This is a genomic window from Burkholderia sp. 9120 (assembly GCF_000745015.1).
Taxonomy (GTDB): Bacteria; Pseudomonadota; Gammaproteobacteria; order Burkholderiales; family Burkholderiaceae; genus Paraburkholderia.
In genome coordinates this window covers 1,156,334-1,180,612 of sequence record NZ_JQNA01000002.1, presented here as the reverse complement: position 1 = coordinate 1,180,612, position 24,279 = coordinate 1,156,334, and the positions used below count along the sequence as shown (strand labels likewise).

23 protein-coding genes are annotated in these 24,279 nt (G+C 63.4%); 12 read left to right on the top strand and 11 right to left on the bottom strand.

The window, feature by feature from the left end:
* The first annotated feature begins 94 nt into the window (after positions 1-94).
* The 6 genes from sugE (at position 95) to FA94_RS13465 (ending at position 6,698) form a co-directional block, all read left to right on the top strand.
* The gene (gene sugE / locus FA94_RS13490; protein WP_035551852.1) at positions 95-415 is read left to right on the top strand and encodes a quaternary ammonium compound efflux SMR transporter SugE; all 321 of its coding nucleotides are present in this window, start codon (positions 95-97) and stop codon (positions 413-415) included.
* Positions 416-693: 278 nt separating this feature from the next.
* On the top strand, positions 694-1,305 hold the full coding sequence (locus FA94_RS13485; protein WP_035551846.1) for a DUF4126 domain-containing protein: 612 nt from the start codon (positions 694-696) through the stop codon (positions 1,303-1,305).
* A gap of 62 nt (positions 1,306-1,367) precedes the next feature.
* Positions 1,368-3,884 carry an ABC transporter permease gene (locus FA94_RS13480; protein WP_408305929.1) on the top strand — a complete coding sequence of 839 codons (2,517 nt, stop codon included), beginning with the start codon at positions 1,368-1,370 and terminating at the stop codon, positions 3,882-3,884.
* 26 nt (positions 3,885-3,910) lie between these two features.
* The gene (locus FA94_RS13475; protein WP_035551837.1) at positions 3,911-4,324 is read left to right on the top strand and encodes a group II truncated hemoglobin; all 414 of its coding nucleotides are present in this window, start codon (positions 3,911-3,913) and stop codon (positions 4,322-4,324) included.
* Positions 4,325-4,437: 113 nt separating this feature from the next.
* A complete protein-coding gene (locus tag FA94_RS38610) occupies positions 4,438-5,937 on the top strand; it encodes a hypothetical protein (protein ID WP_156126626.1) in 1,500 nt (499 codons plus the stop codon).
* A gap of 146 nt (positions 5,938-6,083) precedes the next feature.
* Entirely contained in the window at positions 6,084-6,698 is a 615-nt protein-coding gene (locus tag FA94_RS13465; RefSeq protein ID WP_035551832.1) for a DUF924 family protein, read from the top strand.
* A 17-nt stretch (positions 6,699-6,715) separates the two neighbouring features.
* On the opposite strand, the gene FA94_RS13460 is transcribed toward FA94_RS13465, so the two are convergent.
* The 11 genes from FA94_RS13460 to FA94_RS13410 all read right to left on the bottom strand — a co-directional run bounded on the left by FA94_RS13460 (position 6,716) and on the right by FA94_RS13410 (position 16,754).
* Positions 6,716-8,746, bottom strand: coding sequence for an ArnT family glycosyltransferase (locus tag FA94_RS13460; RefSeq protein WP_035551830.1), 2,031 nt, complete (start codon positions 8,744-8,746; stop codon positions 6,716-6,718).
* 349 nt (positions 8,747-9,095) lie between these two features.
* The gene (locus tag FA94_RS13455) at positions 9,096-9,842 is read right to left on the bottom strand and encodes an SDR family oxidoreductase (RefSeq protein ID WP_035551828.1); all 747 of its coding nucleotides are present in this window, start codon (positions 9,840-9,842) and stop codon (positions 9,096-9,098) included.
* 71 nt (positions 9,843-9,913) lie between these two features.
* Positions 9,914-10,498 carry an LOG family protein gene (locus tag FA94_RS13450; RefSeq protein ID WP_035551826.1) on the bottom strand — a complete coding sequence of 195 codons (585 nt, stop codon included), beginning with the start codon at positions 10,496-10,498 and terminating at the stop codon, positions 9,914-9,916.
* A 2-nt stretch (positions 10,499-10,500) separates the two neighbouring features.
* Complete coding sequence (locus tag FA94_RS13445) at positions 10,501-11,226, bottom strand: TetR/AcrR family transcriptional regulator (protein WP_035551824.1); 726 nt, start codon at positions 11,224-11,226, stop codon at positions 10,501-10,503.
* Positions 11,227-11,537: 311 nt separating this feature from the next.
* A complete protein-coding gene (locus tag FA94_RS13440) occupies positions 11,538-12,233 on the bottom strand; it encodes a diacylglycerol kinase (RefSeq protein ID WP_081935909.1) in 696 nt (231 codons plus the stop codon).
* Between the two features lie 20 nt (positions 12,234-12,253).
* Entirely contained in the window at positions 12,254-13,285 is a 1,032-nt protein-coding gene (locus tag FA94_RS13435) for a glycosyltransferase family 4 protein (RefSeq protein ID WP_035551822.1), read from the bottom strand.
* A 30-nt stretch (positions 13,286-13,315) separates the two neighbouring features.
* Positions 13,316-14,257 (bottom strand): UDP-2,3-diacylglucosamine diphosphatase, encoded by a 942-nt coding sequence (locus FA94_RS13430; protein ID WP_035551820.1) that lies wholly within the window; start codon positions 14,255-14,257, stop codon positions 13,316-13,318.
* Positions 14,258-14,456: 199 nt separating this feature from the next.
* Positions 14,457-14,972, bottom strand: coding sequence for an RDD family protein (locus FA94_RS13425; protein ID WP_035551809.1), 516 nt, complete (start codon positions 14,970-14,972; stop codon positions 14,457-14,459).
* Positions 14,973-14,984: 12 nt separating this feature from the next.
* On the bottom strand, positions 14,985-15,749 hold the full coding sequence (locus tag FA94_RS13420) for a DUF3106 domain-containing protein (RefSeq protein ID WP_035551808.1): 765 nt from the start codon (positions 15,747-15,749) through the stop codon (positions 14,985-14,987).
* Between the two features lie 16 nt (positions 15,750-15,765).
* Positions 15,766-16,194, bottom strand: a complete 429-nt coding sequence (locus tag FA94_RS13415; RefSeq protein ID WP_035551807.1) for a DUF3619 family protein — start codon at positions 16,192-16,194, stop codon at positions 15,766-15,768.
* Positions 16,191-16,754 (bottom strand): RNA polymerase sigma factor, encoded by a 564-nt coding sequence (locus FA94_RS13410; RefSeq protein WP_012432361.1) that lies wholly within the window; start codon positions 16,752-16,754, stop codon positions 16,191-16,193. Before FA94_RS13410 ends, FA94_RS13415 begins: the two co-directional genes overlap by 4 nt.
* Positions 16,755-17,117: 363 nt before the next feature.
* Between FA94_RS13410 and FA94_RS13405 the strand changes: the two genes are divergently transcribed.
* From FA94_RS13405 to FA94_RS13380, 6 genes are all read left to right on the top strand, one after another.
* Positions 17,118-18,881, top strand: a complete 1,764-nt coding sequence (locus FA94_RS13405; protein ID WP_035551806.1) for an acetolactate synthase 3 catalytic subunit — start codon at positions 17,118-17,120, stop codon at positions 18,879-18,881.
* 111 nt (positions 18,882-18,992) lie between these two features.
* Positions 18,993-19,484, top strand: coding sequence for an acetolactate synthase small subunit (ilvN, locus tag FA94_RS13400; protein ID WP_035551805.1), 492 nt, complete (start codon positions 18,993-18,995; stop codon positions 19,482-19,484).
* Positions 19,485-19,604: 120 nt separating this feature from the next.
* Positions 19,605-20,621: a ketol-acid reductoisomerase gene (gene ilvC, locus FA94_RS13395; RefSeq protein WP_035551801.1), complete on the top strand. Its 1,017-nt coding sequence runs from the start codon at positions 19,605-19,607 to the stop codon at positions 20,619-20,621.
* 141 nt (positions 20,622-20,762) lie between these two features.
* Positions 20,763-21,401, top strand: a complete 639-nt coding sequence (locus tag FA94_RS13390) for a phosphatidylserine decarboxylase (RefSeq protein WP_035551798.1) — start codon at positions 20,763-20,765, stop codon at positions 21,399-21,401.
* 24 nt (positions 21,402-21,425) lie between these two features.
* A complete protein-coding gene (gene pssA, locus FA94_RS13385) occupies positions 21,426-22,292 on the top strand; it encodes a CDP-diacylglycerol--serine O-phosphatidyltransferase (RefSeq protein WP_035551795.1) in 867 nt (288 codons plus the stop codon).
* A 399-nt stretch (positions 22,293-22,691) separates the two neighbouring features.
* Complete coding sequence (locus FA94_RS13380) at positions 22,692-24,239, top strand: 2-isopropylmalate synthase (RefSeq protein ID WP_035551792.1); 1,548 nt, start codon at positions 22,692-22,694, stop codon at positions 24,237-24,239.
* Positions 24,240-24,279 lie beyond the last annotated feature (40 nt).

Genomic DNA, 24,279 nt, shown 5'->3' with positions numbered 1-24,279 from the left:
TCGCGGGCTATTTTGATATAATTACACATCGTAAGGACGACCTTACGCATCCGCTACAAACGGGGACGGCCCCATCTGACCATGGAGTTGTCTCATGTCCTGGTTTCTTCTGTTGATCGCCGGTTTGCTCGAAGTGGCCTGGGCCGCCGGTCTCAAAACCTCCGAAGGTTTCACCCGCCTGGGGCCGTCCGTGTTCACGATCGTGACCGCCCTCGGCAGCTTCGTGCTGCTCGCCATGGCGATGCGCCAGCTCCCGCTCGGCACCGCCTACGCAGTGTGGACGGGGATCGGCGCGGTCGGCGCGTTCATTTTCGGCATCGTGATGATGGGCGAAGCGTTGACGTTGGCGCGGGTGGCCAGCGCGGCATTGATCGTGATCGGGCTGATCGGATTGAAACTGTCGTCGGGGCATTGAGGCGTCGGCCAGGTGTCCCGAAAACCTTACAATTCGCCTCAAAAAGCACGAAAATTGCGGCAATCCACCCGCCACACGGGCCGTTAGAATTCGCCAATTGTTCACGTCTCTGCGTTCTGCGAATTAACGTGGCTATAATGAGATCGAATCCAACCTGACATTGCCCGCGGCCTGCTTGGCGCGGCCGGCTTGGCGCGGGTCTGACGACTTCGGTGCGGTGGCTCCGCCTGCTTTTACCGTCGAAGCGCCCGGCACGCACAGCGCGCCCGGAGGCGGCCATGCTTGAATCACTTTCGCTCGCTGCTGGCCTCTCATGGGGCAGCGGTCTGCGCCTCTATCTGACGGTCCTGCTGGCCGGCGTGTTCGCCCGGCTCGGCCTGATCCATCTTCCCGATACGCTGTCCGCGCTGTCGTCGCCTTGGGTGATCGGCGTGGCCGGCGTGCTGACCGTCACCGAATTTCTCGCCGACAAGATCCCCGCGTTCGATTCGCTGTGGGACGCGATTCACACCTTCATCCGCATTCCGGCCGGCGCCGTGCTGGCCGCCGGCGCGCTCGGCCATGCCGATCCGGCGCTGCTGACGGTCGCCGCACTCGCGGGCGGCACGCTGGCGGGCACCGCGCATCTGGCTAAAGCCGGTACGCGCGCGCTGATCAATCTGTCGCCGGAACCGGTGTCGAACGTGGTCACGTCGACCGCGGAAGACGGCCTCGTGTTCGGCGGCATGCTGCTCGCGCTGTTCGTGCCGGTGGCGTTTCTGGTGCTGATGGTCGGCTTCCTGATGCTGGCCGGCTGGGCCTTGCCGCGGCTGTGGCGCGGCGTGCAGGGCGGCTTTCGCGGGATGGCGACGCATATGGTGTCGCGCTTTGCCAGGAGCAGGCACGATTGAGTGAAACGGTACGGGGTTCGACGGCGCGCGCCGCCGCGGTAAAAGCGCGCGGGCTGAGCGGCATGGAGGTGTTGCGTCAGGCGCTTCGCATGACCGCGCGCGACTGGCGGGCAGGCGAACTGACCATGCTGCTGCTGGCGCTGGTGCTGGCCGTCGCGGCGCTGTCGAGCGTCGGCATTCTGGCCGACCGGCTGCACCTGGGGCTCGAGCGCGACGCGCGGCGCATGATCGCCGCCGATTTCATCGTGCGGGCCGATCATCCGGTCGATCCGCAATTCAGTCAGCAAGCCAAAGCGCTTGGACTGAACACCGCCACCACGGCGATCTTTCCCAGTATGGTCAATTCGACCGGCGCCCAGCCGGTCTCGCGGCTCGCCGCCGTCAAGGCGGTGTCGGTCGGTTATCCGCTGCGCGGTGAGTTGCGGATCGCCCCGGCGCCCGGCGCGCCCGACCATCCCACGCGCTCGATTCCGGCGCCCGGCACCGTGTGGGTCGACCAGGCGCTGCTCGATGCGTTGAAGTTGCACGTCGGCGATAAGGTCAAGGTGGGCAGCCGCGATTTCACGATCGGCGCGGTGATCACGCGCGAACTCGACCGCGGTTTCGCCTTCGTCAATTTTTCGCCACGCCTGATGCTGCGCGCCGACGATGTGCCGTCGACCGGCCTGATCGCCTACGGCAGCCGCGTGACGTACCGGCTGCTGGTGGCGGGCGCGGATGCATCAGTGGCGAATTTCGCGCAGTTCGCGCATGAGCGGGTGGACGGCGGCAAGATGCGCGGCGTCGCGCTCGAATCGTTGCAGGACGGCCAGCCGCAAGTGCGTCAGACGCTCGACCGCGCGAGTCATTTCCTCACGCTGGTGTCGCTGCTCACGGCGCTGCTGGCGGCCGTGGCGATCGCCATGGCCGCGCATCGTTACATGCGCCGGCATCTGGACGGCTGCGCGTCGATGCGCTGCCTCGGCGTCAGTCAGTCGACACTGCGCGCGCTGTTCATCCTGGAGTTCACCGGGTTGGGTCTGGTGGGTGGTCTGGTCGGCGTGGTGCTCGGTTATCTCGGTCACCTGGCGTTGCTGACGTGGCTCGGCACGCTGATCGACGTGGTGCTGCCGTATCCGACGATCTGGCCGATGCTCGAAGGCATCGCCGCCGGTCTCGTGTTGTTGCTCGGTTTCGCGTTGCCGCCGCTGCTGCCGCTCACGCGCGTGCCGCCGGTGCGCGTGCTGCGCCGCGAATGGGGCGAAGCGGGGCGCACCGCGTGGGCAGCCTACGCGCTCGGCATCGCGCTGTTCGCTGGCTTGCTGATCATCGCGGCGGGCGAACTGAAGCTCGGCGGTATCGTCGCGGGTGGTTTCGCGGGCGGCATGCTGGTGTTCGCGTGCATCGCGCGAGTTGCGTTGTGGGGCGCGGCGCGGCTCGTGCGCAGCGAGCGCGTCAATGCAGGGATTGGCTGGCGCTATGCGCTGGCGTCGCTGGAACGGCGCAGCGGCGCGAGTGCGCTGCAGATCACCGCGCTCGGCATCGGCCTGATGTGCCTGCTGCTGATCGCGATGACGCGCAACGACCTCGTGGCCGGCTGGCGCAAATCGACGCCGCCCGATGCGCCGAACGAATTCATCATCGACATCCAGCCCGATCAGCGCGACGTCGTGACGCAGTATCTGAGCGCGCACGGCGTGACCGACGCGGAGTTATCGCCGATGGTGCGCGGCCGGCTGATCGCGATCAACGGCAAGCCGGTCAATCCGGACTCGTTCAAGGGCGACGACGCCAAGCGTCTCGTGGACCGCGAATTCAATCTGTCTTACACATCCGATCTACCCGACGACAACGTGCTCGCCGCCGGCAAGTGGTACGGCAACGCAACGGCGCCGCAGATTTCGATCGAACAGGGGCTTGCCAAGCTGATCAACGTCAAACCCGGCGACACGCTGCGCTTCGACGTGACCGGCATGCAGGTCGAGGCGCCGGTGACGAGCGTGCGCAAGCTCGACTGGGGTTCGTTCAAGGTCAACTTTTTCGTGCTGATGCCGCCGGCCGCATTGAAGGATTTCCCCGCGACGTTCATCACGAGTTTCCATTTGCCGCAGAACAGACAGGCGACGATCGACGGCCTGATCGCCGCCTATCCGAACCTCACCGCGATCGACACCGGGCCGATCCTCGCACAGGTGCAGCGGGTGCTGGAGCAGGTGATCGGCGCGGTGCAATTCCTGTTCGCGTTCACGCTCGCGGCGGGCGTGCTGGTGCTGTACGCGGCGCTGGCCGGCACGCGCGACGAGCGTATGCGAGAATCCGCGCTGCTGCGCGCGCTGGGAGCGTCGCATCGCCAGGTGCGCGCGGTGCAGATCGCCGAGTTCGTCGCGGTGGGCGCGCTGGCCGGATTGATGGCGGCGATCGGCGCGCAGATCATCGGCTATGTCCTGGCCACGCGCGTGTTCGAGTTTTATCTGAGCTTCGATCCCTGGGTGCTGCCGGCGGGCATTGCGGCGGGTATCGCGTGCGCCGGGCTCGGCGGCTGGATGAGCTTGCGGCATGTGTTGGCGCGGCCTGCGTTGCAATCGCTGCGCGACGCGTGATTTTTCTTTCTGTTTGACGAGTGGGTATGAGCGATCTTGACGACGAAGTTTCCGCGGCGCAGCCGACGGCCTTCGAACTGGTGGGCGGCGAAGCGCGCGTGCGCGAACTGGTCGACCGGTTTTATGACCTGATGGATCTCGAGGCGGACTTCGCCGGCATTCGGGCGTTGCACCCGGAGTCGCTCGACGGTTCGCGCGACAAGTTTTTCTGGTTTCTGTGCGGCTGGATGGGCGGGCCGGATCACTACATCAGCCGCTTCGGGCATCCGCGTTTGCGGGCGCGGCATTTGCCGTTCGCCATCGCGTCGAGCGAGCGCGATCAGTGGCTCAGGTGTATGGCGTGGGCGATGCAGGACATCGGTCTGGACGAACCGTTGCGCGAGCGTCTGCTGGGTTCGTTCTTCGAAACCGCCGACTGGATGCGCAACCGCAATGGCTAATTTTTTCGGGGATACACGACCGCAACACCTGATCGTGCCATAGATCCCTGTATGACCTCTGCTGCTGCGTACAACGGAGAATTGTGTGTCGCCGTTAGAAACAGGAGAGTGTCATGAACGTCAACAATGGTGCACGGCCTCCGTTGGTTCCCCAGGAAAATCGGGCGGAAGTCGAGCGGGTTTCATCCACGCAGCAGTTTGCCGATTGTGGTCAGAGATTGGCGGCGTCTGGTCTTGTTCCGCAAGCCCATACTCCGCCCGCCGCCTCGTCGGATCAGACACCGGTGAACCCTCAATGGCCACCGGAAGAATTCGATCCCGACTACGTTTTGCCTGAAGGACCGGGTTGGGCATCGCGATTCTCTCAAGGCCGATCAGCGGCAAGCCCTGATACGTTGCCGTCACTCAGCCTGCAACATCGACTGCCGCCCGGTACTGCCGAAGGCGCGATGCGAGAGGGTCGGCAGAGGCACGATCAAACGCCGCCGCATCATGCCGGGACTGTCACCGTCGACAGCCTGGGCTCCTGTTCATGGAAGAGCGAGATTGCGGACTACGCCCGCGGTCACTTGCGCGAAACGGATAAGCAGATCGCCAGGGTATTCGATGTATCTCCGAGGACAGTCTATGGAATTCGCCGTGATTTCGGTGTGCCGAACACGCTCCCTCGACCCGTCTCGACTGATGCAAGGAGACGCGAGATTGCAGACTACGCCCGCATTCACCCGGGCAATTCGGATAATCACATCGCCACGATATTCGATGTATCCCAAAACACAGTCACTAGAATTCGCCGTGCCTTTGATGTGCCGAGGATTGTCCCCCCGAGAATCGCATTGACTGATGCAAGACGACGCGAGGTTGCAGACTACGCCCGCATTCACGCGGATCAATCGCGTGAGGAGATCGCCAACAGGTTCGGTTTAAGTCGAACGAGAACCGATAGAATTTGCCGCGCCGCTGGTGTGCGGGGGACTTCCGGTGCGGCTATCGTGCGGCCCGCCCTCGGTTCGTTCCAGTCGTCCCGTTCTCTGCGAGCAGAGTCAGACAACCAGCATATCCAGCGCTTTCTGCAACAGTTGCAGCGCCTGCCCGCGCGGCCGGTCGTGATGCCTCCGGGCGACCTCTGGGCGTCGTTGCCGGTCGGGATCAGGCGAGACGTGTATGGCAACGATCGCTCGCAGTTCGAGCGCGAAGCTACCCAGGCTGCCACCGACCACGATCGGATCGACGCCGCGCTTGCCCAAAGCGGTATGCGGGTTGTGCGCAACGACGGCGACCGTAACAATTGCCTGCTGATCTCGCTGCTGCAACATGCCACCGGCGACTATAGCCAGAATCATTTGACGCGCGCCTATGCCATTCGCAACCTGCTGATTGCGGAGCGGTTGATCCGCCGCAACGAGCCCATGCTGTTCACCGGCCCTGAGACGCGTCGCGCGGTGGAGATCATCAACGGCAATTCGGCGGTTACGCCACCGTTGCGCGTGTATAGCATCAGTGATGTAGCGGGGACCCTTGCCGTCGATCGGGTTGACTTTCCCTATAGAGACTCGCGTGACGTGTTGATCTGGGATGAGGGCGGTCACTTCGAAGCGATTGCGCGGCAGTAAACGTGCGGCTGCAGGCGTCTAAAAAGGGCTTTGTCGCCTTAAGCAGCCGCGTATCTTTCTTGTTGGAGGTGCCGATGACAGGCAGGGCCCGCCATTCCCGTCAGCCAGGCGGTCACGAGGTCAGGGCGGCCAACGGGCCGTGCGAGATGCCCTGTACGAACCCGGCGGATTACGCCGCCTTGACGCCGCAGGCGCGCGCCGTGCTCGACTGCTGGTTCGACGCGCCGGGTGCGCCGGGCTTCGGCCACGCGCACAAGCGCTGGTTCTCCCGCAACGACGCCTTCGATACGCTGCTGCGCGAACGCTTCGGCACGCTGATCGACGCGGCGCGCGAAGCGCAACTCGACGACTGGACGCTAACGCCGCTGGGTGCGTTGGCACTGATCATCGTGCTGGATCAGTTCTCCCGCAATTGCCATCGCAACACGCCGCGCGCGTTCGCCGCGGATCACCACGCGCTGCAGATCGCGCAGCGGATGGTCGCAGGCGGCGCCGATCGGTTGTTGCCGGGCGCGCATCATCGTGCTTTCGCGTATCTGCCGTTCGAACACGACGAAACGCTCGACAGCCAACGCGAATCGCTGCGTTTGTTCGGACGGTTGAAAGCGGAGCCGCAGGGCGGATCGTATTACCGTTCCGCGGTGCGGCATGCGGACATCATCGAGCGGTTTGGGCGCTTTCCCCATCGCAATGCGGTGCTGGGGCGCGAGTCGACGGCGGAGGAACTCGCGTTTCTGCGGACCCCGGGGTCGTCGTTCTGAACGCGCCCCGCGCCCTGTTAGTCCCCGTCGCCGCTCACACCGGCAGCCGGGGTACGCACGAACACCCGCAGCAATTCATCCGTGTCGCCCGGACGCGCGCCTGACCAGAACAGGCGCCAGTCGTCGCCCTCGGGTGCTTTGGCGTTGTCGCGGCGGCTTTGCATGATCAGCCACGTGCACTCGGTCGAGCGGGTATCGGCCGTCGGCTGATGCTCGATGCCGGTGTAGTAGTACAGCATCGGCGCTTCGGATTCGCCGAGCGCGCTGCTCGCCATACAGTCGCCGTCGTTCCACTCGATATTCATCTTCGCGCCGAGGTCTTCGAACACCGCGCGATAGCTCTTGCCATAGTCGAGCCACGGCAACAGCAGGGTGCTCACCAGCCCCCACGCCAGAATCGCGCCGGCGCACCAGCTCAGCGCGCCGCGCCATTTGCCGGTGAACTTGAAAACCGGCAGCAGCCACAGCCAGCCGAGCGTCATGGCCAGCGCCGCGGCGATCATGCCGGGCTTCACCGGCAGCACCCAATCGAGCGGCAGCCAGCGGCCGAGCCAGTGCAGCGACGCATGCGTGTTCGCCGGATTGCTCATGATCGACCAGACGATCCACGCGAGCGCCGCCGTGCTGCCGAACAGCACGCGGCTCGTCATATCCCAGACGGTATGGAGACGGCGCGGCAGCCGTTCCACGCCTTGCATGGCCAGCAGCGCGAGCGGGGCGATGAACGGCAGGATGTACAGCTCGCGGATCGTCGCCGAGCTTTGCAGCACGACGAAACCCGTGCACGCGAAGATCGTCGGCAGCGCCACGCGCGGATCGCGCCAGCGCCGCCATGCGCCGCCGACCAGCGCGGCCAGCGCCAGCGGCGCCGCCGGAAAACCGACGGTCAATACGGTGCGCAACACGAACAGCCGGCTCTCGCTTTCGGAGCCGAGTTGCGCGACTGAAAAACCGAAAAAGCGCCCGACGTTGTTATCCCACAGCCACACCATGAAGAGCGGCTCGGAGCGCAGATAGAAGCAGATCGGCCAGATCAGCGCGAACGGCGCGCAGACCAGCGCGGCAATGCCGAGCGCGCCCGCGAAGCTGCGGCTGCGGCAAGCCGGATACAGCACCAGCACCGCGAAGGTGGTCGCGCCGAATACCAGCGGCACAAACAGCCCCTTGGCCAGCAGCGACACGCCGACGCCCGCGCCGAACATGGCCGCGGCACTGCGCACGGCGTCGCGGCGGCGACGCACGTCGACCGGCAACAGACGCGCCTCGTCGCGCAAATGCACCAGCACCAGTTCGAACAGACCGCAGAAGCCGAGCGCCGCGCCGGCCATCAGCGCAACGTCGGTCATCATGTCGTGCACGTGCTTGACGACCACCAGCGTGCTGGCGAACAACGCGAGCGTACCGATCACGCGCAGATCGAACCAGCTCGCGGCGTTCACTGCGCGACGGGCGACGCGCGCGGTGTAGTAGACGGTCAGTGCGGCGAATAGCGCGCTGGCCAGACGCGCCGCGTCGTGCAAGGGCAGGTAGCGGCCGAACATCCACGCCAGTCCGGCGGCGACCCAATCGTAGATCGGCGGCTTTTCGACGAAGGGCTGACCGGCGTTGGTCGGCACCACCAGATCGCCGGTGTCGAGCATGTGCTGGATGATGCCGAAGGTGTAGGTCTCGTCCTGCTTCCACGGTTCATGACCGAGGATGCCGGGCAGAATCCACACGCACAGGATGGCCAGCGCGACGATCCAGCGCAACGCACGCGCCTTGGCGAGCGCGCGCCAGCGCCGAGCGCCGCGATCGGCGGGACGAACTGGCGCATCGGACGGGGTCGGTTGTGCGGGGGCGCCTGCATCGGCGAAGAGGCCGTTGGGCTTACCCGTGCCTGTGCCTGTGCTTGGGTCAGCAGTCGCACCCGCTCCCGCACCGGTGTCGGCGAACTGTGCCGAGCCGGCGCGCACGTTGTCCTGAACGCCGCCGGCTGGACCGGACGACGCGGCTGCCGCGAGCGCGACAGCACCCGTGCCCAACGGCGCGGATGGGTTTTCTTGCATGAAGATCTCTAATCGCCGTAGGCGGCAACATAGGCCGCTTACTGATGTTTTTTGCCAGGTGTCGCAGGCGCTTGCATGCCACGCGATTCGCAGCGATTGTAGTCCGAGTTTATTACTGTCGATTACAGAAAATGCGGGAATCGGTGCGGCTATTTCGCACCTGACCGGGATTACTCGTCAAATTGACGGGAATCTGTAAGGCGGGGAGAAAAAGATGCTCGCGCGAAGCGGCTGGTGGGAGATGAGAGCGAGGGGGCGGAGGGGCGCGAGATGCGGCCGGCGGCGATCAAGAATGAAGGGCGAAGAGCCGCTTCCCGCTTCCCGCTGCCGGCGCGAGGGAAAACAGCGCTCAGCGACCGCCGGAAATGTCGAGCAACGCGCCCGTCACGTACGACGCTGCGTCGCTCAGCAGCCAGACGATGGATTGCGCCACTTCGTCGGCGCTGCCCGGACGGCCCAGCGGCGTGGTTGCGCCGAGCTGGGCGGCGCGCTCCGGCTTGCCGCCGCTCGCGTGGATTTCCGTGTCGATCAGGCCGGGGCGCACTGCGTTCACGCGCACGCCTTGCGGGCCGAGTTCCTTGGCGAGACCGAGCGTGAGCGTGTCGACCGCGCCTTTCGACCCCGCGTAGTCGATATATTCATTCGGCGAACCCAACCGCGACGCCGCCGACGACACGTTGACGATCACACCGCCCGCGCCGCCGCGACTCGTGGACATGCGCCGCGCCGCTTCGCGCGCGCACAGATACGCGCCGAGCACGTTGACGTCGAACATGCGCTTCAGGCGCGTGAGGTCCATGTCGGCGAGTTGGCTCGACGGCGCGACGATACCGGCGTTGTTGACGAGCGCGTCGATGCGGCCGTAGGCCTGCTGCAGCGTGTCGAACATGGCGATCACGTCGGTTTCGCTGGCGACGTCGCCGGCAATCGGCAACGCGCGGCCGCCGGCGCGCTCGACGTCGGCGGCGGTGGCTTCAGCCGCCGCGCGGTTGCTCGCGTAGTTCACACCGACGGACCAGCCGAGCGCACCCAGCAACCGGGCAGTCGCACGGCCAATGCCGCGACTGCCGCCTGTGATCAGAACCGTTTTCGTCATGGGCGTCTCGTTGGCCGGGCGCGGAGCGCGCCCGCTTTGAACTTTGAACGTCAAACGTCAAACTTCGAGATTCAAACCGCGTCGCGTTTGATCGCCCACTTGTCGCTGGCGGGCGGCTGATAGCGTTGCAGCTTGCCGATCAGTTCGACCGGATCGGCATCCACCTGCAGGATGTCGAAGTAGGTCTGACGCATGAAGCCTTCTTCCACCGTGTGCTGCAACAGGCTGATCAACGGATCGTAGAATCGGTCGATATTGAGCAGCGCCACCGGCTTCTGGTGATAGCCGAGCTGCGCCCACGTGTAGACCTCGAAGAACTCTTCGAGCGTACCCGCGCCGCCCGGCATCGCGACGAACGCGTCGGACAGATCGGCCATCATCTTCTTACGATGATGCATGTCGGGCACCACGTGCAATTCGGTCAGCCCGTCATGGCCGACCTCCTTGTTGACCAGCAGCTCAGGAATCACGCCGATCGCGCGGCCGCCTTCGGCCATCACCGTATCGGCGATCACGCCCATCAGGCCGACCTTGCCGCCGCCATAGACCAACGCGAGATCGGCTTGCACCAGCGCGCGGCCGAACGCGCGCGCCGCGTCCGCGTACAGCGGTTTGGCTCCGTTCGCGGAGCCGCAATACACACACACCGACTTCATGCTCACACGTCCTTCGGTTCGTTGCGGGGCGCGGCGCCTTCCTTCGGTGGCAGGTAGTCGTAAAACTCGCGCTTGGGCAGCTTGCCCGACACGAGGTCGTCGAAAATCTGCCGCGAGCGGCCGCGCAGATAAGGCGCCATCAGCGACACGATCTGCACGCTCACCTGATGCAGCTCCGCGCGCATCGCTTCCTGCTCGTTGTACTTGCGCGGGTTCATCACGAACTGGTACGACAGCCAGTAGGTGCCGATCACGCCCACGTTCGTGGCGATCACTTGCAGCTCTTCCGGCGTGGCGACCATTTCGCCGTCGGCGACGAGTTGCTCGCAGAACTGGCTCGCAAAACGCACCTTGTGACTGATGATCTGCTTGAAGTGCGTTTCGAGCGTGCGATTACGCGCCAGCAGGTCGTTCAGATCACGATACAGAAAACGGTAGCGCCATGTGAAATCGACCATGTACTGCAGATACGACCACATTTCGTCGATGGTCGCGCGATGGTCGTCGGGGAAACGCAGACGCTTTTCGATCTCCTGCTCGAACTGGCTGAAGATGCTGTTGATGATGTCGTCTTTGTTGCGGAAGTGGTAGTACAGGTTGCCTGGACTGATTTCCATTTCCTCGGCGATCGTCGTCGTCGTGACGTTCGGCTCGCCGATTTCGTTGAAGAGCTTCAACGAGAGTTCGAGAATCCGTTCGCGCGTGCGGCGGGGAGGTTTGGCTTCCATGTCGTCCGGCCCTGGTTTCGCCGGGCTGGGCGCTTGGGCGGCATGCCGCTGCTGCGTGATCCACCCGGACGCGGTTGGTATATTGAGTGCCCTCAAATCTGCCGTTGTGCGGCAGATCCCTGCGGGGCAAGAAAAACCTGGGGACGACCCAGCGTTTTCTTGTGGGACTGTCGGACGATTATAAACCGACCGTTCTTATACCAAGCAGATACTCAGGGTTTTCATTCTTTCGGACGCCTTGCGCCGGTGCGCCGAGTGTGTTTTTCACGTGTTTTCAGGCGGTTTTCGCACGCTATGCGCGCAAGCGTGCATCACCACCGGCCGATCCAATGCACGACGAGCGGTCCGACGATCAGCCCCCACGTCATCACGCACATGCCGAGCGCGACCATCACCGCCGCGCTGCCGAGATCCTTCGCGCGGCGCGATAGCTCATGACGTTCCAGCGATATACGATCGATCGCGGCTTCCACGCTCGAGTTCAGCAACTCGACGATCAGCACCAGCAGCACCGAGCCGAGCAGTAGCACGCGCGATACGGGTTCGACCGGCACGAGCACGCCGCACGGAATCAGGATCGCCGCGAGCGTCAATTCCTGACGGAACGCGCTTTCTTCGCGGATCGCGACACGAAACCCGGCGAGCGAGTTTTTCATCGCGTGCCAGGCGCGGGTGAGGCCGCGATTGCCTTTGTACGGATTGAAGGGCAGCGGCGCGAGCGGGTCGTCGGGGCTGAGCGGTTCGTGCTGCGTGTCGTTCGTGTTGTTCGTGTTCGCGTGGTTGGCGTTCACGTTGCTTGCGTCCGCGCGACTCGTACTCGCACCCGCATGCGTCGCGCCGTGAGCGCCGTTCACGCCGTTCAATCCCTGCGCGCGCTCCGCATGATCCGGCGTGCCGGGTTCGCTCACGTCGTCGAACGGTTCGATGTTCGTCGTCTCGCTCGCGCCGTCGATAGCGCGTAGCGCGCGTGGGGCGGCGCGCGCCGCGGTGGATTGTCTGATTGGCATGGACAGCTCGGCGCGCCGCGTCAGGCGGCGGCGCTTTCCTCTCGGTACGACGTGCGCGGCAGCGGCTTCAGATGGGCGGCGAACTGTTCCGAGGCCGCGGTCCACGAGAAGCGCTCTGCCCACGCGCGTGCATGGTTACGATCGATCTTCAGGGCTTCGAGGCAGGCCTCGCGCAGGTCTTCGTGCATCGCACCCGCGCCGCCGTTGCCGAGTACATCGATCGGACCGGTGACGGGATACGCCGCGACCGGCGTACCGCAGGCGAGCGCTTCGAGCAGCACCAGCCCGAAGGTGTCGGTACGGCTCGGGAACACGAAGACGTCGGCGGCAGCATACACCTTGGCCAGTTCGGCTTGCGTCAGCACACCCAGATAATTCGCCTGCGGATAGCGCGACTTCAGTTCGGCGAGCGCGGGGCCTTCACCGGCAACCCACTTCGAGCCGGGCAGATCGAGCTTCAGAAAAGCCTCGACGTTTTTCTCGACGGCGACGCGGCCCACGTACAGAAAAATCGGCCGCGCGCTATTGAGCACCTTCGAGTCCATCTGGTGAAAAATTTCCAGATCGACGCCGCGGGTCCACAGCACCACATTCGTGAAGCCGAATTTTTCGAGGTCGGTCTTGACCACCGGCGTAGGCGCCATCACCGCCAGCGAAGGCTTGTGGAACCAGTGCAGGAACTTGTAGGTGAGGCCGATCGGAATGCCGAAGCGCGCCTGCACATACTCCGGAAAGCGCGTGTGATAAGCGGTCGTGAAGGGCAGCTTGTGCTTGATCGCGTAATTGCGCGCGGCCATGCCGAGCGGGCCTTCAGTGGCAATGTGCAGCGCGTCGGGCGCGAACCCGTCGATCCGTTCGTGCAGCTTGCGGCGCGGCAGCAGCGACAGGCGGATCTCGGGGTAAGTCGGGCAGGGGATCGTCCTGAATTCGAGCGGCGTCAGCAGATCGACGTTGTGGCCGAGTGCGGTGAGTTCGCGGGTGGTGTTTTTCAGCGTACGCACGACGCCATTGACCTGCGGTTCCCATGCGTCGGTGACGATCATGATCTTCATCGGTGTTGGCCCTATGAAAGTTGAGAGGGACTACGCGGTCGCCCGAGCCTTTTGCACATCGACTTCCGGGGAGCGCATCACAGTCCAGTAGATCACCTTGAGTTCGCCTTCATACGTCTCGACCAGCGCGGAGAGACTTTCCACCCAGTCGCCGTCGTTGCAATACAGCACGCCGTCGATGTCGCGGATCTCGGCTTTGTGGATGTGTCCGCAGACCACGCCGTCGCAGCCGCGGCGGCGCGCTTCGTCGGTCATCACGCGTTCGAACGAGGAGATAAAATTCACCGCGTTCTTCACCTGATGCTTCAGGTATTGCGACAGCGACCAGTACGGGAAGCCGAGCCGGCTGCGGATCCGGTTGAACCAGCGGTTCAGGATCAGGATCATCGTGTAGAGCGTGTCGCCGAGATACGCGAGCCACTTGGCGTGCTGGATCACGCCGTCGAACAGATCGCCGTGCACGATCCACAGGCGTTTGCCGGCGAGCGTCGTGTGGAACGCCTCGCCGCGCACGTGGATGTCGCCGAACGCGAGGTCGCAGAACTGGCGCGCGGCTTCGTCGTGATTGCCCGGCACGTAGACGACCTGGGTGCCTTTGCGGGCTTTGCGGAGGATTTTCTGCACCACGTCGTTATGCGCCTGCGGCCAGTACCAGCCCTTCTTCAACTGCCAGCCGTCGATGATGTCGCCGACGAGGTACAGATACTCCGACTCGTTGTGGCGCAGGAAGTCGAGCAGATAGGGCGCCTGGCAGCCGCTCGAACCGAGATGGATGTCGGACAGCCAGATGGTGCGGTAACGATGCGGCTCGGCATGGTCGTCGTCGTGATGACCGGCGGAAGCGTCGAGCGGCAAGGAGGCCATAGGCAGCGGCAAGCCGTGACTGGGGTTGGGTTCCGGGCGGAACGCGACGGGGTCGACGCTCGGGCCGGTTTGGCGGAACAGGGAAGTCGCGGACGTTTTGGGGTCCATGGCTCACGCGTCGAGTTGCAGTGACCGTATTGAGCCTGGCTCGCGTGACTGTGCCGTGACAGTCACGAGAAGTTCTTATTACTGCGGGGAGGGTTTGCGGCGAGTGGCAGCGGGGAGGCGGGGCGACGTCGAGGGACGGTGGTCCGCGGGGCAGGGCGTGTGGGGTTAAGGCGTGAAGGGTGCGCGCGTTAGCTTGACGCTAAACGCCGATTACCTTGGTGCCGGCGAGGCGGTCGTGCAGGAACTGGCGCTGCGGATCGAAGCGGCCCGTGGCGGCCCACAGCACGAACCAGATACCGGCGATCAGCAGCGTCTGCGGCAGCTTGAGCCCAAGCAGCGGATGCAGTGCGAGCGGCGGCAGAAACCATAGCCACGTCAGCACGTAACGGACGATTGCGCGGCCGGTGGAAAGCGTCGCGCCGTTGGCGGCGACTACGCGCAGGCGCCAGGTTTTCATCGGCAGGGTCTGGCCGCTGTGGGTCCAGAACCACACGAAGTACACGCCGACCACGAGCCCGATCCAGGCCGCCAGCAGGTTGTGGTGAGTCAGACCGTTGCGTTGCTGCGTGAGCGTGCTGAACAGATAACCGGCGATGAACACCACGCCGAACAGGATCACCGCTTCGTAGAGCAACGCCGCGAGGCGCCGTCGAACGGTCGGGGCGATGCTGGGCGCATCAACGGGCAGTGTCGGGGTGGCGAGCGGCTGGGACACGGGCGGGCCGGATCAGGAGCCGTTGAAAATCGACGGCGCTTCGGCCGGCGAAACCGGCACCGGCGTGGCGGGTACGAAGCTGCCTGCGGCGGGAATCGCCGGTGCGACGGCGGCCGGACTCGGCAGCGTCGCGGCGGCTGCGGCGCTGGCCGTGGCAGCACCGCTTGCGCCATGTTCACGCGCATTGACGAGACGATCGATACCCTTGATCTCGGTGCGGCCCGACGGCGGCGCACTGATCACACTCGGCCGACGCTTGCGTTCGCTCGCCGCGAGCCGTTCCTTCTGCTCTTCGGGCAACTGCTGATAGGTCTTCCACGCGTTCTGACGAGTCTCGCGCGGCAGCTCCTTCGACACCTGGTAATTTTCACGCGCGACGCGCCGCTGATCGGGCGTCATGCGCACCCATTCAGTCATGCGATCGTGCAGGCGCTTTTGCGCATCGGGCGACATTTTCGGGTAACGCGACGCGATCTTGATCCATTTGCGCTTGCGTTCGTCACTGAACGAATCCCAAAGGGGTTCGAACGGCGCAAGCGCGATATGGTCGGCCGAACTAAGGCGCGACCAAGCCATCGGACTTTTGCTGCCGGGCAGGCCCGGCAGTTCAACGGCGAGCGTGGGCGCGGGCGCCTTGGCGGTAGCCGTGTTGCCGCCCGCAGCGGGGGCGCTGGGCGTGGAGGGGCTCGGGTAAAAGCGCGGATAGGTCGCGGCGAACGACACCAGGGCCGCGATCGTACATCCGAAAACAACGGCCAGGCCGCGCTTGTAACTCACCCGAAGAATCTCCCGCTCAGTGGGCGCGTGAAAGATACGCGTTGAAGCCGTGGTCAAGGTAGGCATTGAGCGGCAGATCGTCGCTTAGCATGGCGGCATCAATATCGGCGAGTTCGGCGGTGCGCTGCTGGTCTTCCCAGTAGGCAATCCCCACCAGGCTCACGACCAGCGCGACGAGCGGCCACGCGAGCGCGAAGCGGCGCAGCGGCGAGCGGCGGCGCTGCGGCAATTCGACCGGCGGCATGCCAGCCGGCATGCCCGCGCCGGCGAAGGCCGGTACGAACACCGGCGCGCTCACCGCTTCGGGCTTCTTGCGGGCGAGCGCGGCACGGCGCGCCGCGGCGAGCCGGTCGACGGTGGCGGTGGGAATGCTGGCGGCGTTTTCGTCGAGCGCGCGGCGCATTTGGCGGGCGAACTCGAGTTCTTTGGTTTCCAGGGAGCTCATAGCGTGATTCCTTTAGCCTTGAGCGCTTGCGCCAGCGTGTGGGTGGCCCGCGAGCAGTGCGTCTTCACACTACCTTCGGAGCAGCCCATCGCGGCGGCAGTCTCGGCGACATCCATATCTTCCCAATAACGCATGAGAAACGCCTCCCGTTGACGTGCCGGTAACTTTTGGATCTCGTCGTCGATTAACTGCAGAACCTGTTCGCGTTCGAGTTTTTGTTCGTTGCTCTCCGAGCCCGCCGAGCCTTGCTGGGCTTCGAATGTTTCGAGCGGGTCGAAATCCTCGTCGTCGGCGTTGCCGAGCGACGAAAACAGACTCACCCAAGTGTTCCGTACTTTCGCACGACGGAAATAGTCGTGCATCGCATTCTGCAGAATACGCTGAAACAGCAGCGGAAGTTCGGCCGCCGGACGGTCGCCATATTTTTCGGCGAGCTTGATCATCGCGTCCTGCACGATATCTAGCGAGGCGTCGTCGTCCCGCACGGCGTAGACCGTCTGCTTGAATGCGCGCCTTTCGACGCCCGCCAAAAAATCGGCGAGTTCCTTGTCTGATGCCATCCGTTGGGGGTCGGCGCAGCGAGCGTGCGCGTAATCGGTCGAAAAATGTCGTAAAACTCGCGGATGCTAACAAACTTTTGCGCCGCTGGGGCGAAACGTGATCCACCTTGCATTTCTATAACAAGCTTTCGGTCGATCTGGAGCGACGGGAGAGATTCGGGGGCAGGGCGCTCAGGCAATATTTGCTTGACCGCGTGGGCGTCAGCAGATATCTTCGCTGGTTCGCAACACAAGTGATTTGTCTCAATTGAGGTGTGGCCCAAGAAGCTCACCTGTCAACTGGACGCGCAGCTTGAACCCGAGCCACAAGCCCGGCAGAGAGCACCCGATCAAATTTTTGCCGAAATTTCGAAAGGTGAATAAATGAATATGCCCAGCGCGGAATTCTCCACGTCGGATACGACTCCTCATCCCGAAGCTGACTCTATCGGCGCCACCGTGCTCATGAAGGCACTGGCCGACGAAGACGTCGAGTTCATCTGGGGCTATCCCGGCGGCTCGGTACTTTATATTTACGACGAGCTGTACAAGCAGGACAAATTCCAGCACGTTCTGGTACGCCACGAGCAGGCCGCGGTCCACGCAGCCGACGCTTACGCGCGTTCCACCGGCAAGGTTGGCGTGTGCCTCGTGACGTCCGGCCCGGGCGTCACCAATGCGGTTACCGGCATCGCTACCGCCTACATGGATTCGATCCCGATGGTCGTGATCAGCGGCCAGGTGCCGACTGCCGCGATCGGCCAGGACGCGTTCCAGGAGTGCGACACGGTCGGCATCACGCGGCCCTGCGTGAAGCACAACTTCCTCGTGAAAGATGTGCGCGACCTCGCCGCTACCGTCAAGAAAGCTTTCTTCATTGCCCGTACCGGCCGTCCCGGCCCGGTGCTGATCGACATTCCGAAAGACGTGTCGAAGACGCCGTGCCAGTACGAACCGTTGAAGAGCGTGTCGCTGCGCTCGTATAACCCGGTCACGAAAGGCCACTCGGGGCAGATTCGCAAGGCCGTGTCGTTGTTGCTGGGCGCGAAGCGTCCGTACATCTACACCGGCGGTGGCATCATCCTCGCGGACGCAGCGCGTGAATTGAACCAGTTCGCCGACCTGCTCGGCTATCCGGTCACCAACACGCTGATGGGTCTGGGCGGCTACCGCGCGAGCGACAAGAAATTCCTCGGCATGCTCGGCATGCACGGCACGTACGAAGCCAACATGGCCATGCAGCACTGCGACGTGCTGATCGCCATCGGCGCGCGCTTCGACGACCGTGTGATCGGCGATCCGGCGCACTTCGCGTCGCGTCCGCGCAAGATCATCCATATCGACATCGATCCTTCTTCCATCTCCAAGCGCGTCAAGGTCGACATTCCGATCGTCGGCGACGTGAAGGAAGTGCTGAAGGAACTGATCGAGCAGTTGCAAACGGCCGAGCATGGGCCCGACACCGCGGCGCTCGCCGACTGGTGGAAGGACATCGAAGCCTGGCGCGCCAAAGACTGCCTGAAGTTCGACCGCAAGAGCGACATCATCAAGCCGCAGTACGTGGTGGAAAAGGCGTGGGAACTGACCGACGGCAATGCCTTCGTGTGTTCCGACGTCGGCCAGCACCAGATGTGGGCGGCGCAGTTCTATCGCTTCAACAAGCCGCGTCGCTGGATCAATTCCGGCGGTCTCGGCACGATGGGCTTCGGCCTGCCGGCGGCGATGGGCGTGAAGATGGCGCACCCGGACGACGACGTGCTCTGCATCACGGGCGAAGGCTCGATCCAGATGTGTATCCAGGAACTCTCGACCTGCAAGCAGTACGAGACTCCGGTGAAGATCATCTCGCTGAACAACCGCTATCTGGGCATGGTGCGCCAGTGGCAGCAGATCGAATACAGCAAGCGCTATTCGCATTCGTACATGGATGCATTGCCGGATTTCGTGAAGCTCGCTGAAGCGTACGGCCACGTCGGTATCCGTGTCGAACACACGGCCGACGTCGAACCGGCGTTGAAGGAAGCGCTGCGCCTGAAAGATCGCACGGTGTTTCTCGATTTCCAGACCGATCCGACCGAAAACGTCTGGCCGATGGTCCAGGCCGGCAAGGGCATCACCGAGATGCTCATGGGTTCGGAAGATCTATAACGACGGCTTGAGTGCCGGCTTCGTCACGCGTGCCGTCAAAAACGGCAAACGCGGGCGAAGCGGCGCGAATCCGCTCGCAGACATCGACAAAACATCTGGAAGAAGCGAATCATGAGACACATCATTTCAGTCCTGCTGGAAAACGAACCGGGCGCGTTATCACGCGTGGTGGGCTTGTTCTCGGCACGCGGCTACAACATTGAAACCTTGACGGTGGCTCCGACCGAAGACCGTTCGCTGTCGCGCATGACCATCGTCTCCATTGGCTCGGACGACGTGATCGAACAGATCACGAAGCATCTGAACCGCCTGATCGAGGTGGTGAAAGTGGTCGACCTTACCGAGGGCGCCCACATCGAGCGCGAGCTGATGTTGATCAAGGTGAGGGCGGTCGGCAAGGAACGTGAGGAAATGAAGCGGATGTCGGATATTTTCCGCGGCCGCATCATCGACGTCACCGAAAAGACCTACACGATCGAACTGACGGGCGCGAGCGAGAAGCTCGACGCCTTCATCGAAGGGATCGACTCCACGGCGATTCTCGAAACCGTCCGTACGGGTGGTTCGGGCATCGGTCGCGGCGAGCGCATTCTGAAAGTGTGACGCTCAACGCCAACCCGTCTCGATCAAGGCCGGGCGGAGCCTTAAAAATCCCGCCAGGCAGCACAACATTCGCAGTATTTGAATTTCACAGTTATCACCGAATTTAGCCAAGGAACCGACATGAAAGTTTTCTACGACAAGGACGCTGACCTCTCCCTCATCAAGGGCAAGCAAGTCACCATCATCGGCTATGGCTCGCAAGGCCATGCGCACGCGCTGAACCTGAAGGAAAGCGGCGTGAACATCACGGTCGGTCTGCGTAAGGGCGGCGCATCGTGGAGCAAGGCTGAAAACGCCGGCCTGCAAGTCAAGGAAGTGGCTGAAGCCGTGAAGGGCGCGGACGTCGTCATGATGCTGCTGCCGGACGAGCAGATCGCCGAAGTCTACGCAAAAGAAGTGCACGGTAACGCCAAGCAAGGCGCGGCGCTGGCCTTCGCGCACGGCTTCAACGTGCATTACGGTCAAGTGATTCCGCGTGCTGACCTCGACGTGATCATGATCGCGCCGAAGGCACCGGGCCACACGGTTCGCGGCACGTACTCGCAAGGTGGCGGCGTGCCGCACCTGATCGCGGTCGCACAAGACAAATCGGGTGCAGCACGTGACATCGCGTTGTCGTACGCAGCGGCGAACGGCGGCGGCCGTGCCGGCATCATCGAAACCAACTTCCGCGAAGAAACGGAAACCGACCTGTTCGGCGAACAAGCCGTGCTGTGCGGTGGTACGGTCGACCTGATCAAGGCCGGCTTCGAAACGCTGGTGGAAGCGGGCTACGCGCCGGAAATGGCGTACTTCGAATGCCTGCACGAACTGAAGCTGATCGTCGACCTGATCTATGAAGGCGGCATCGCCAACATGAATTACTCGATCTCGAACAACGCCGAATACGGCGAGTACGTGACGGGTCCGCGCATCGTGACGGCTGAAACGAAGAAGGCGATGAAGGCCGTGCTGACCGACATTCAGACGGGCGAGTACGCGAAGAGCTTCATCATTGAAAACAAGGCCGGCGCACCGACGCTGCAATCGCGCCGCCGCCTGACGGCTGAACACCAGATCGAAACGGTCGGTGCGAAGCTGCGTTCGATGATGCCGTGGATCGCCGCCAACAAGCTGGTCGACCAGTCGAAGAACTAAGCTAGTCACCGCTTTTGCCCGGTGCGGCGCCAAGCCGCAAACGTAACGAAAGAGCCGGGCAGATCAAAAAGCCGTCCAAGGGTGCTGAACCCTGGGCGGCTTTTGCTATCCTACGGTTTTACAAAAACACAGAAGCCATTCATGAATTACCCTCATCCGATCATCGCGCGAGAAGGCTGGCCGTTCATCGCCATCGCGGCCGTCGTTGCACTACTGGTTCACTTCTTCGCGGGGTTCGGCATTTCATGGCTGTTCTGGCTGCTGCTGATCTTCGTCGTCCAGTTCTTCCGCGACCCCGCACGTCCCATCCCCACTCAGGCGAATGCGGTGCTGTGTCCGGCGGACGGCCGTATCGTCGCAGTCGAGACCGCGCATGATCCGTATGCCAATCGTGAAGCGCTGAAGATCAGTGTGTTCATGAACGTGTTCAACGTCCACTCGCAACGCTCGCCAGTGGATGGCGCGATTTCCAAGGTCGAATATTTCCCGGGCGCGTATCTGAATGCCGCGGTGGATAAAGCGTCGACGGAAAACGAACGCAATGCGGTGGTGATCGAAATGGCCGGCGGCCAGACGGTGACCTCGGTGCAGATCGCCGGTCTGATCGCGCGGCGCATTCTTTGCTACGTTCGGGCGGGTGAGCCGCTCACGCGTGGTCAACGTTATGGATTCATCCGGTTCGGTTCGCGAGTCGACGTGTATCTGCCGGTGGGCAGCCGTCCGCGTGTGTCGATCGGCGAGAAGGTTTCGGCGTCGTCCACGATCCTCGCTGAACTATAAAGCGGCACCAAGGAGGTTTTCCGAATGGCCGCATTCAAACCGCGTCGCCCCCGCAACAGCGGACCGCTGCCGCGTCCGTTTCGCCGTAACAAGCCGATGGTGGCGGAGGGCGCGGTCGACAGCCGGCGCGCGCAACGTCAGCAGTTCCTGAGAAAGCGCGGCATTTATCTGCTGCCCAACGCGTTCACCACCGCGGCGCTGTTCTGCGGCTTCTTCGCCGTCGTGCAGGCCATGAACGTGCGCTTCGAAGTCGCGGCCATCGCGATCTTCGTCGCGATGGTGCTCGACGGCATGGACGGCCGCGTCGCGCGTATGACGCATACGCAGAGCGCGTTCGGCGAGCAGTTCGACAGCCTGTCGGACATGGTGTCGTTCGGCGTCGCGCCGGCGCTCGTCATGTACGAATGGATTCTGAAGGACCTCGGCCGCTGGGGTTGGCTCGCGGCGTTCGTCTACTGCTCGGGCGCGGCGCTGCGTCTGGCGCGTTTCAACACGAATATCGGCGTGGTCGACAAGCGTTTCTTCCAGGGCATGCCGAGCCCGGCCGCCGCGGCGCTGATCGCCGGTTTCGTGTGGCTCGCCACCGACAATCGCGTGCCGCTCAAGCTGGTCTGGCTGCCGTGGGTCGCCTTCGTGCTGACCATCTACGCCGGCGTGACGATGGTGTCGAACGCGCCGTTCTATAGCGGCAAGGCGCTGGACGTGCGGCATCGCGTGCCGTTCGGCGTGATTCTGCTGGTGGTGCTGACGTTCGTGCTGGTGTCGTCCGATCCGCCGCTGATGCTGTTCGGCCTGTTCGTGCTGTATGGTCTGTCGGGCTATGTGTTCTGGGGTTACCAGGCGCTGCGCGGCCGCGCCAATCCGGCGCGTTCGGTGGTGCGGGACCGGTAAGTTCGAGCAAAAGCGGGCGTCTTTCAACCTGCATGCAACATGACAAAACGGCGGCCGGAAGGCCGCCGTTTTTCGTTGTGCGGAGCCCGTCGGCAGCGCCCCGCAGGCAGGTTCGGCGCTAATTGCACGGCAGGGGGAATGCCGTTATAGTCGTTCGTTGAATACGTTCACACGCCGCTTTTGATGCGCCACGTGCCTCGTCAGGCCGGCGCGTCATCCAGCGTGCCAGCGCGTGGCTCGCGCTGATCGTCGCACGAATTGTCGCGTGAGTCGTATTCGCCCGCCGCTCCGTTTGCCGCGTCTGTGGCCGAACGTCGCCAGCGGTGGCGCGGAAACCTCCGGACACCCCCATTCCAAGATCCGATCCCCACAATTGAACGACTCCTCAGGAGACCCGACATGTCCGACAAACTGATCATATTCGACACCACCTTGCGCGACGGCGAACAATCGCCCGGCGCGTCGATGACGAAAGAAGAAAAAATCCGCATCGCGAAGCAGCTTGAACGGATGAAAGTGGACGTGATCGAAGCCGGCTTCGCGGCAAGCTCGAACGGCGACTTCGACGCGATCCAGACCATTGCGGGCATGATCAAGGACAGCACGATCTGCTCGCTGGCCCGCGCGAACGACAAAGACATCCAGCGCGCCGCCGACGCGCTCAAGCCGGCCGATCATTTCCGCATCCACACGTTCATCGCCACGTCGCCGCTGCACATGGAGAAGAAGCTGCGCATGACGCCGGACCAGGTGTTCGAGCAGGCGAAGCTGGCGGTGCGTTTCGCCCGCAAATTCACGGACGACGTCGAGTTCTCGCCGGAAGACGGCAGCCGCTCGGACATGGACTTTCTGTGCCGCGTGCTCGAGGCGGTGATCGCCGAAGGCGCGACCACCATCAACATCGCGGATACGGTCGGTTACGGCGTGCCGGAGTTGTACGGCCAGTTGGTGAAAACGCTGCGCGAGCGCATTCCGAACTCGCACAAGGCGGTGTTCTCGGTGCATTGCCACAACGATCTCGGCATGGCCGTGGCGAACTCGCTGGCCGGCGTGCAGATTGGCGGCGCGCGTCAGGTGGAATGCACGATCAACGGTCTCGGCGAGCGCGCGGGCAATACGTCGCTCGAAGAAATCGTGATGGCGGTGAAGACCCGCAAGGATTATTTTGGTCTCGAAGTGGGCCTCGACACGACGCAGATCGTGCCGGCGTCGAAACTGGTGTCGCAAATCACCGGTTTCGTCGTGCAGCCGAACAAGGCGGTGGTCGGCGCGAACGCGTTCGCGCACGCGTCCGGTATTCACCAGGACGGCGTACTGAAAGCGCGCGATACCTACGAAATCATGCGTGCCGAAGACGTGGGCTGGAGCGCGAACAAGATCGTGCTCGGCAAGCTGTCGGGACGCAACGCGTTCAAGCAGCGTCTGCTGGAGCTGGGCCTTCCGCAGGACAGCGAGGCGGAGTTGAACACCGCGTTCGCGCGCTTCAAGGAACTGGCGGATCGCAAGTCGGAAATCTTCGACGAAGACATCATCTCGATCGTCACCGAGGAATCGGCGGCCGCGCAGGAAAAGGAGCACTACAAGTTCCTGTCGCTGTCGCAGCATTCGGAAACCGGCGAGCAGCCACACGCGAAGATCGTGTTCTCGGTGGAAGGCAAAGAGATCACCGGCGAAGCACGCGGCAACGGGCCCGTCGACGCCACGCTCAATGCGATCGAAACCGAAGTGGGCAGCGGTTCGGAGCTGCTGCTGTACTCGGTGAACGCAATCACCACCGGCACGCAGGCGCAGGGCGAAGTGACCGTGCGTCTGTCGAAGAGCGGGCGTATCGTCAACGGCGTCGGCACCGATCCGGATATCGTCGCGGCCTCCGCTAAGGCATATATCTCGGCGCTCAACAAGTTGTATTCGAACGTCGACAAGTTGAATCCGCAACGTTCGGAGTGAGCGAGACGAACGCGGGGCGCTGAAAGCGCGACCGTGTAGC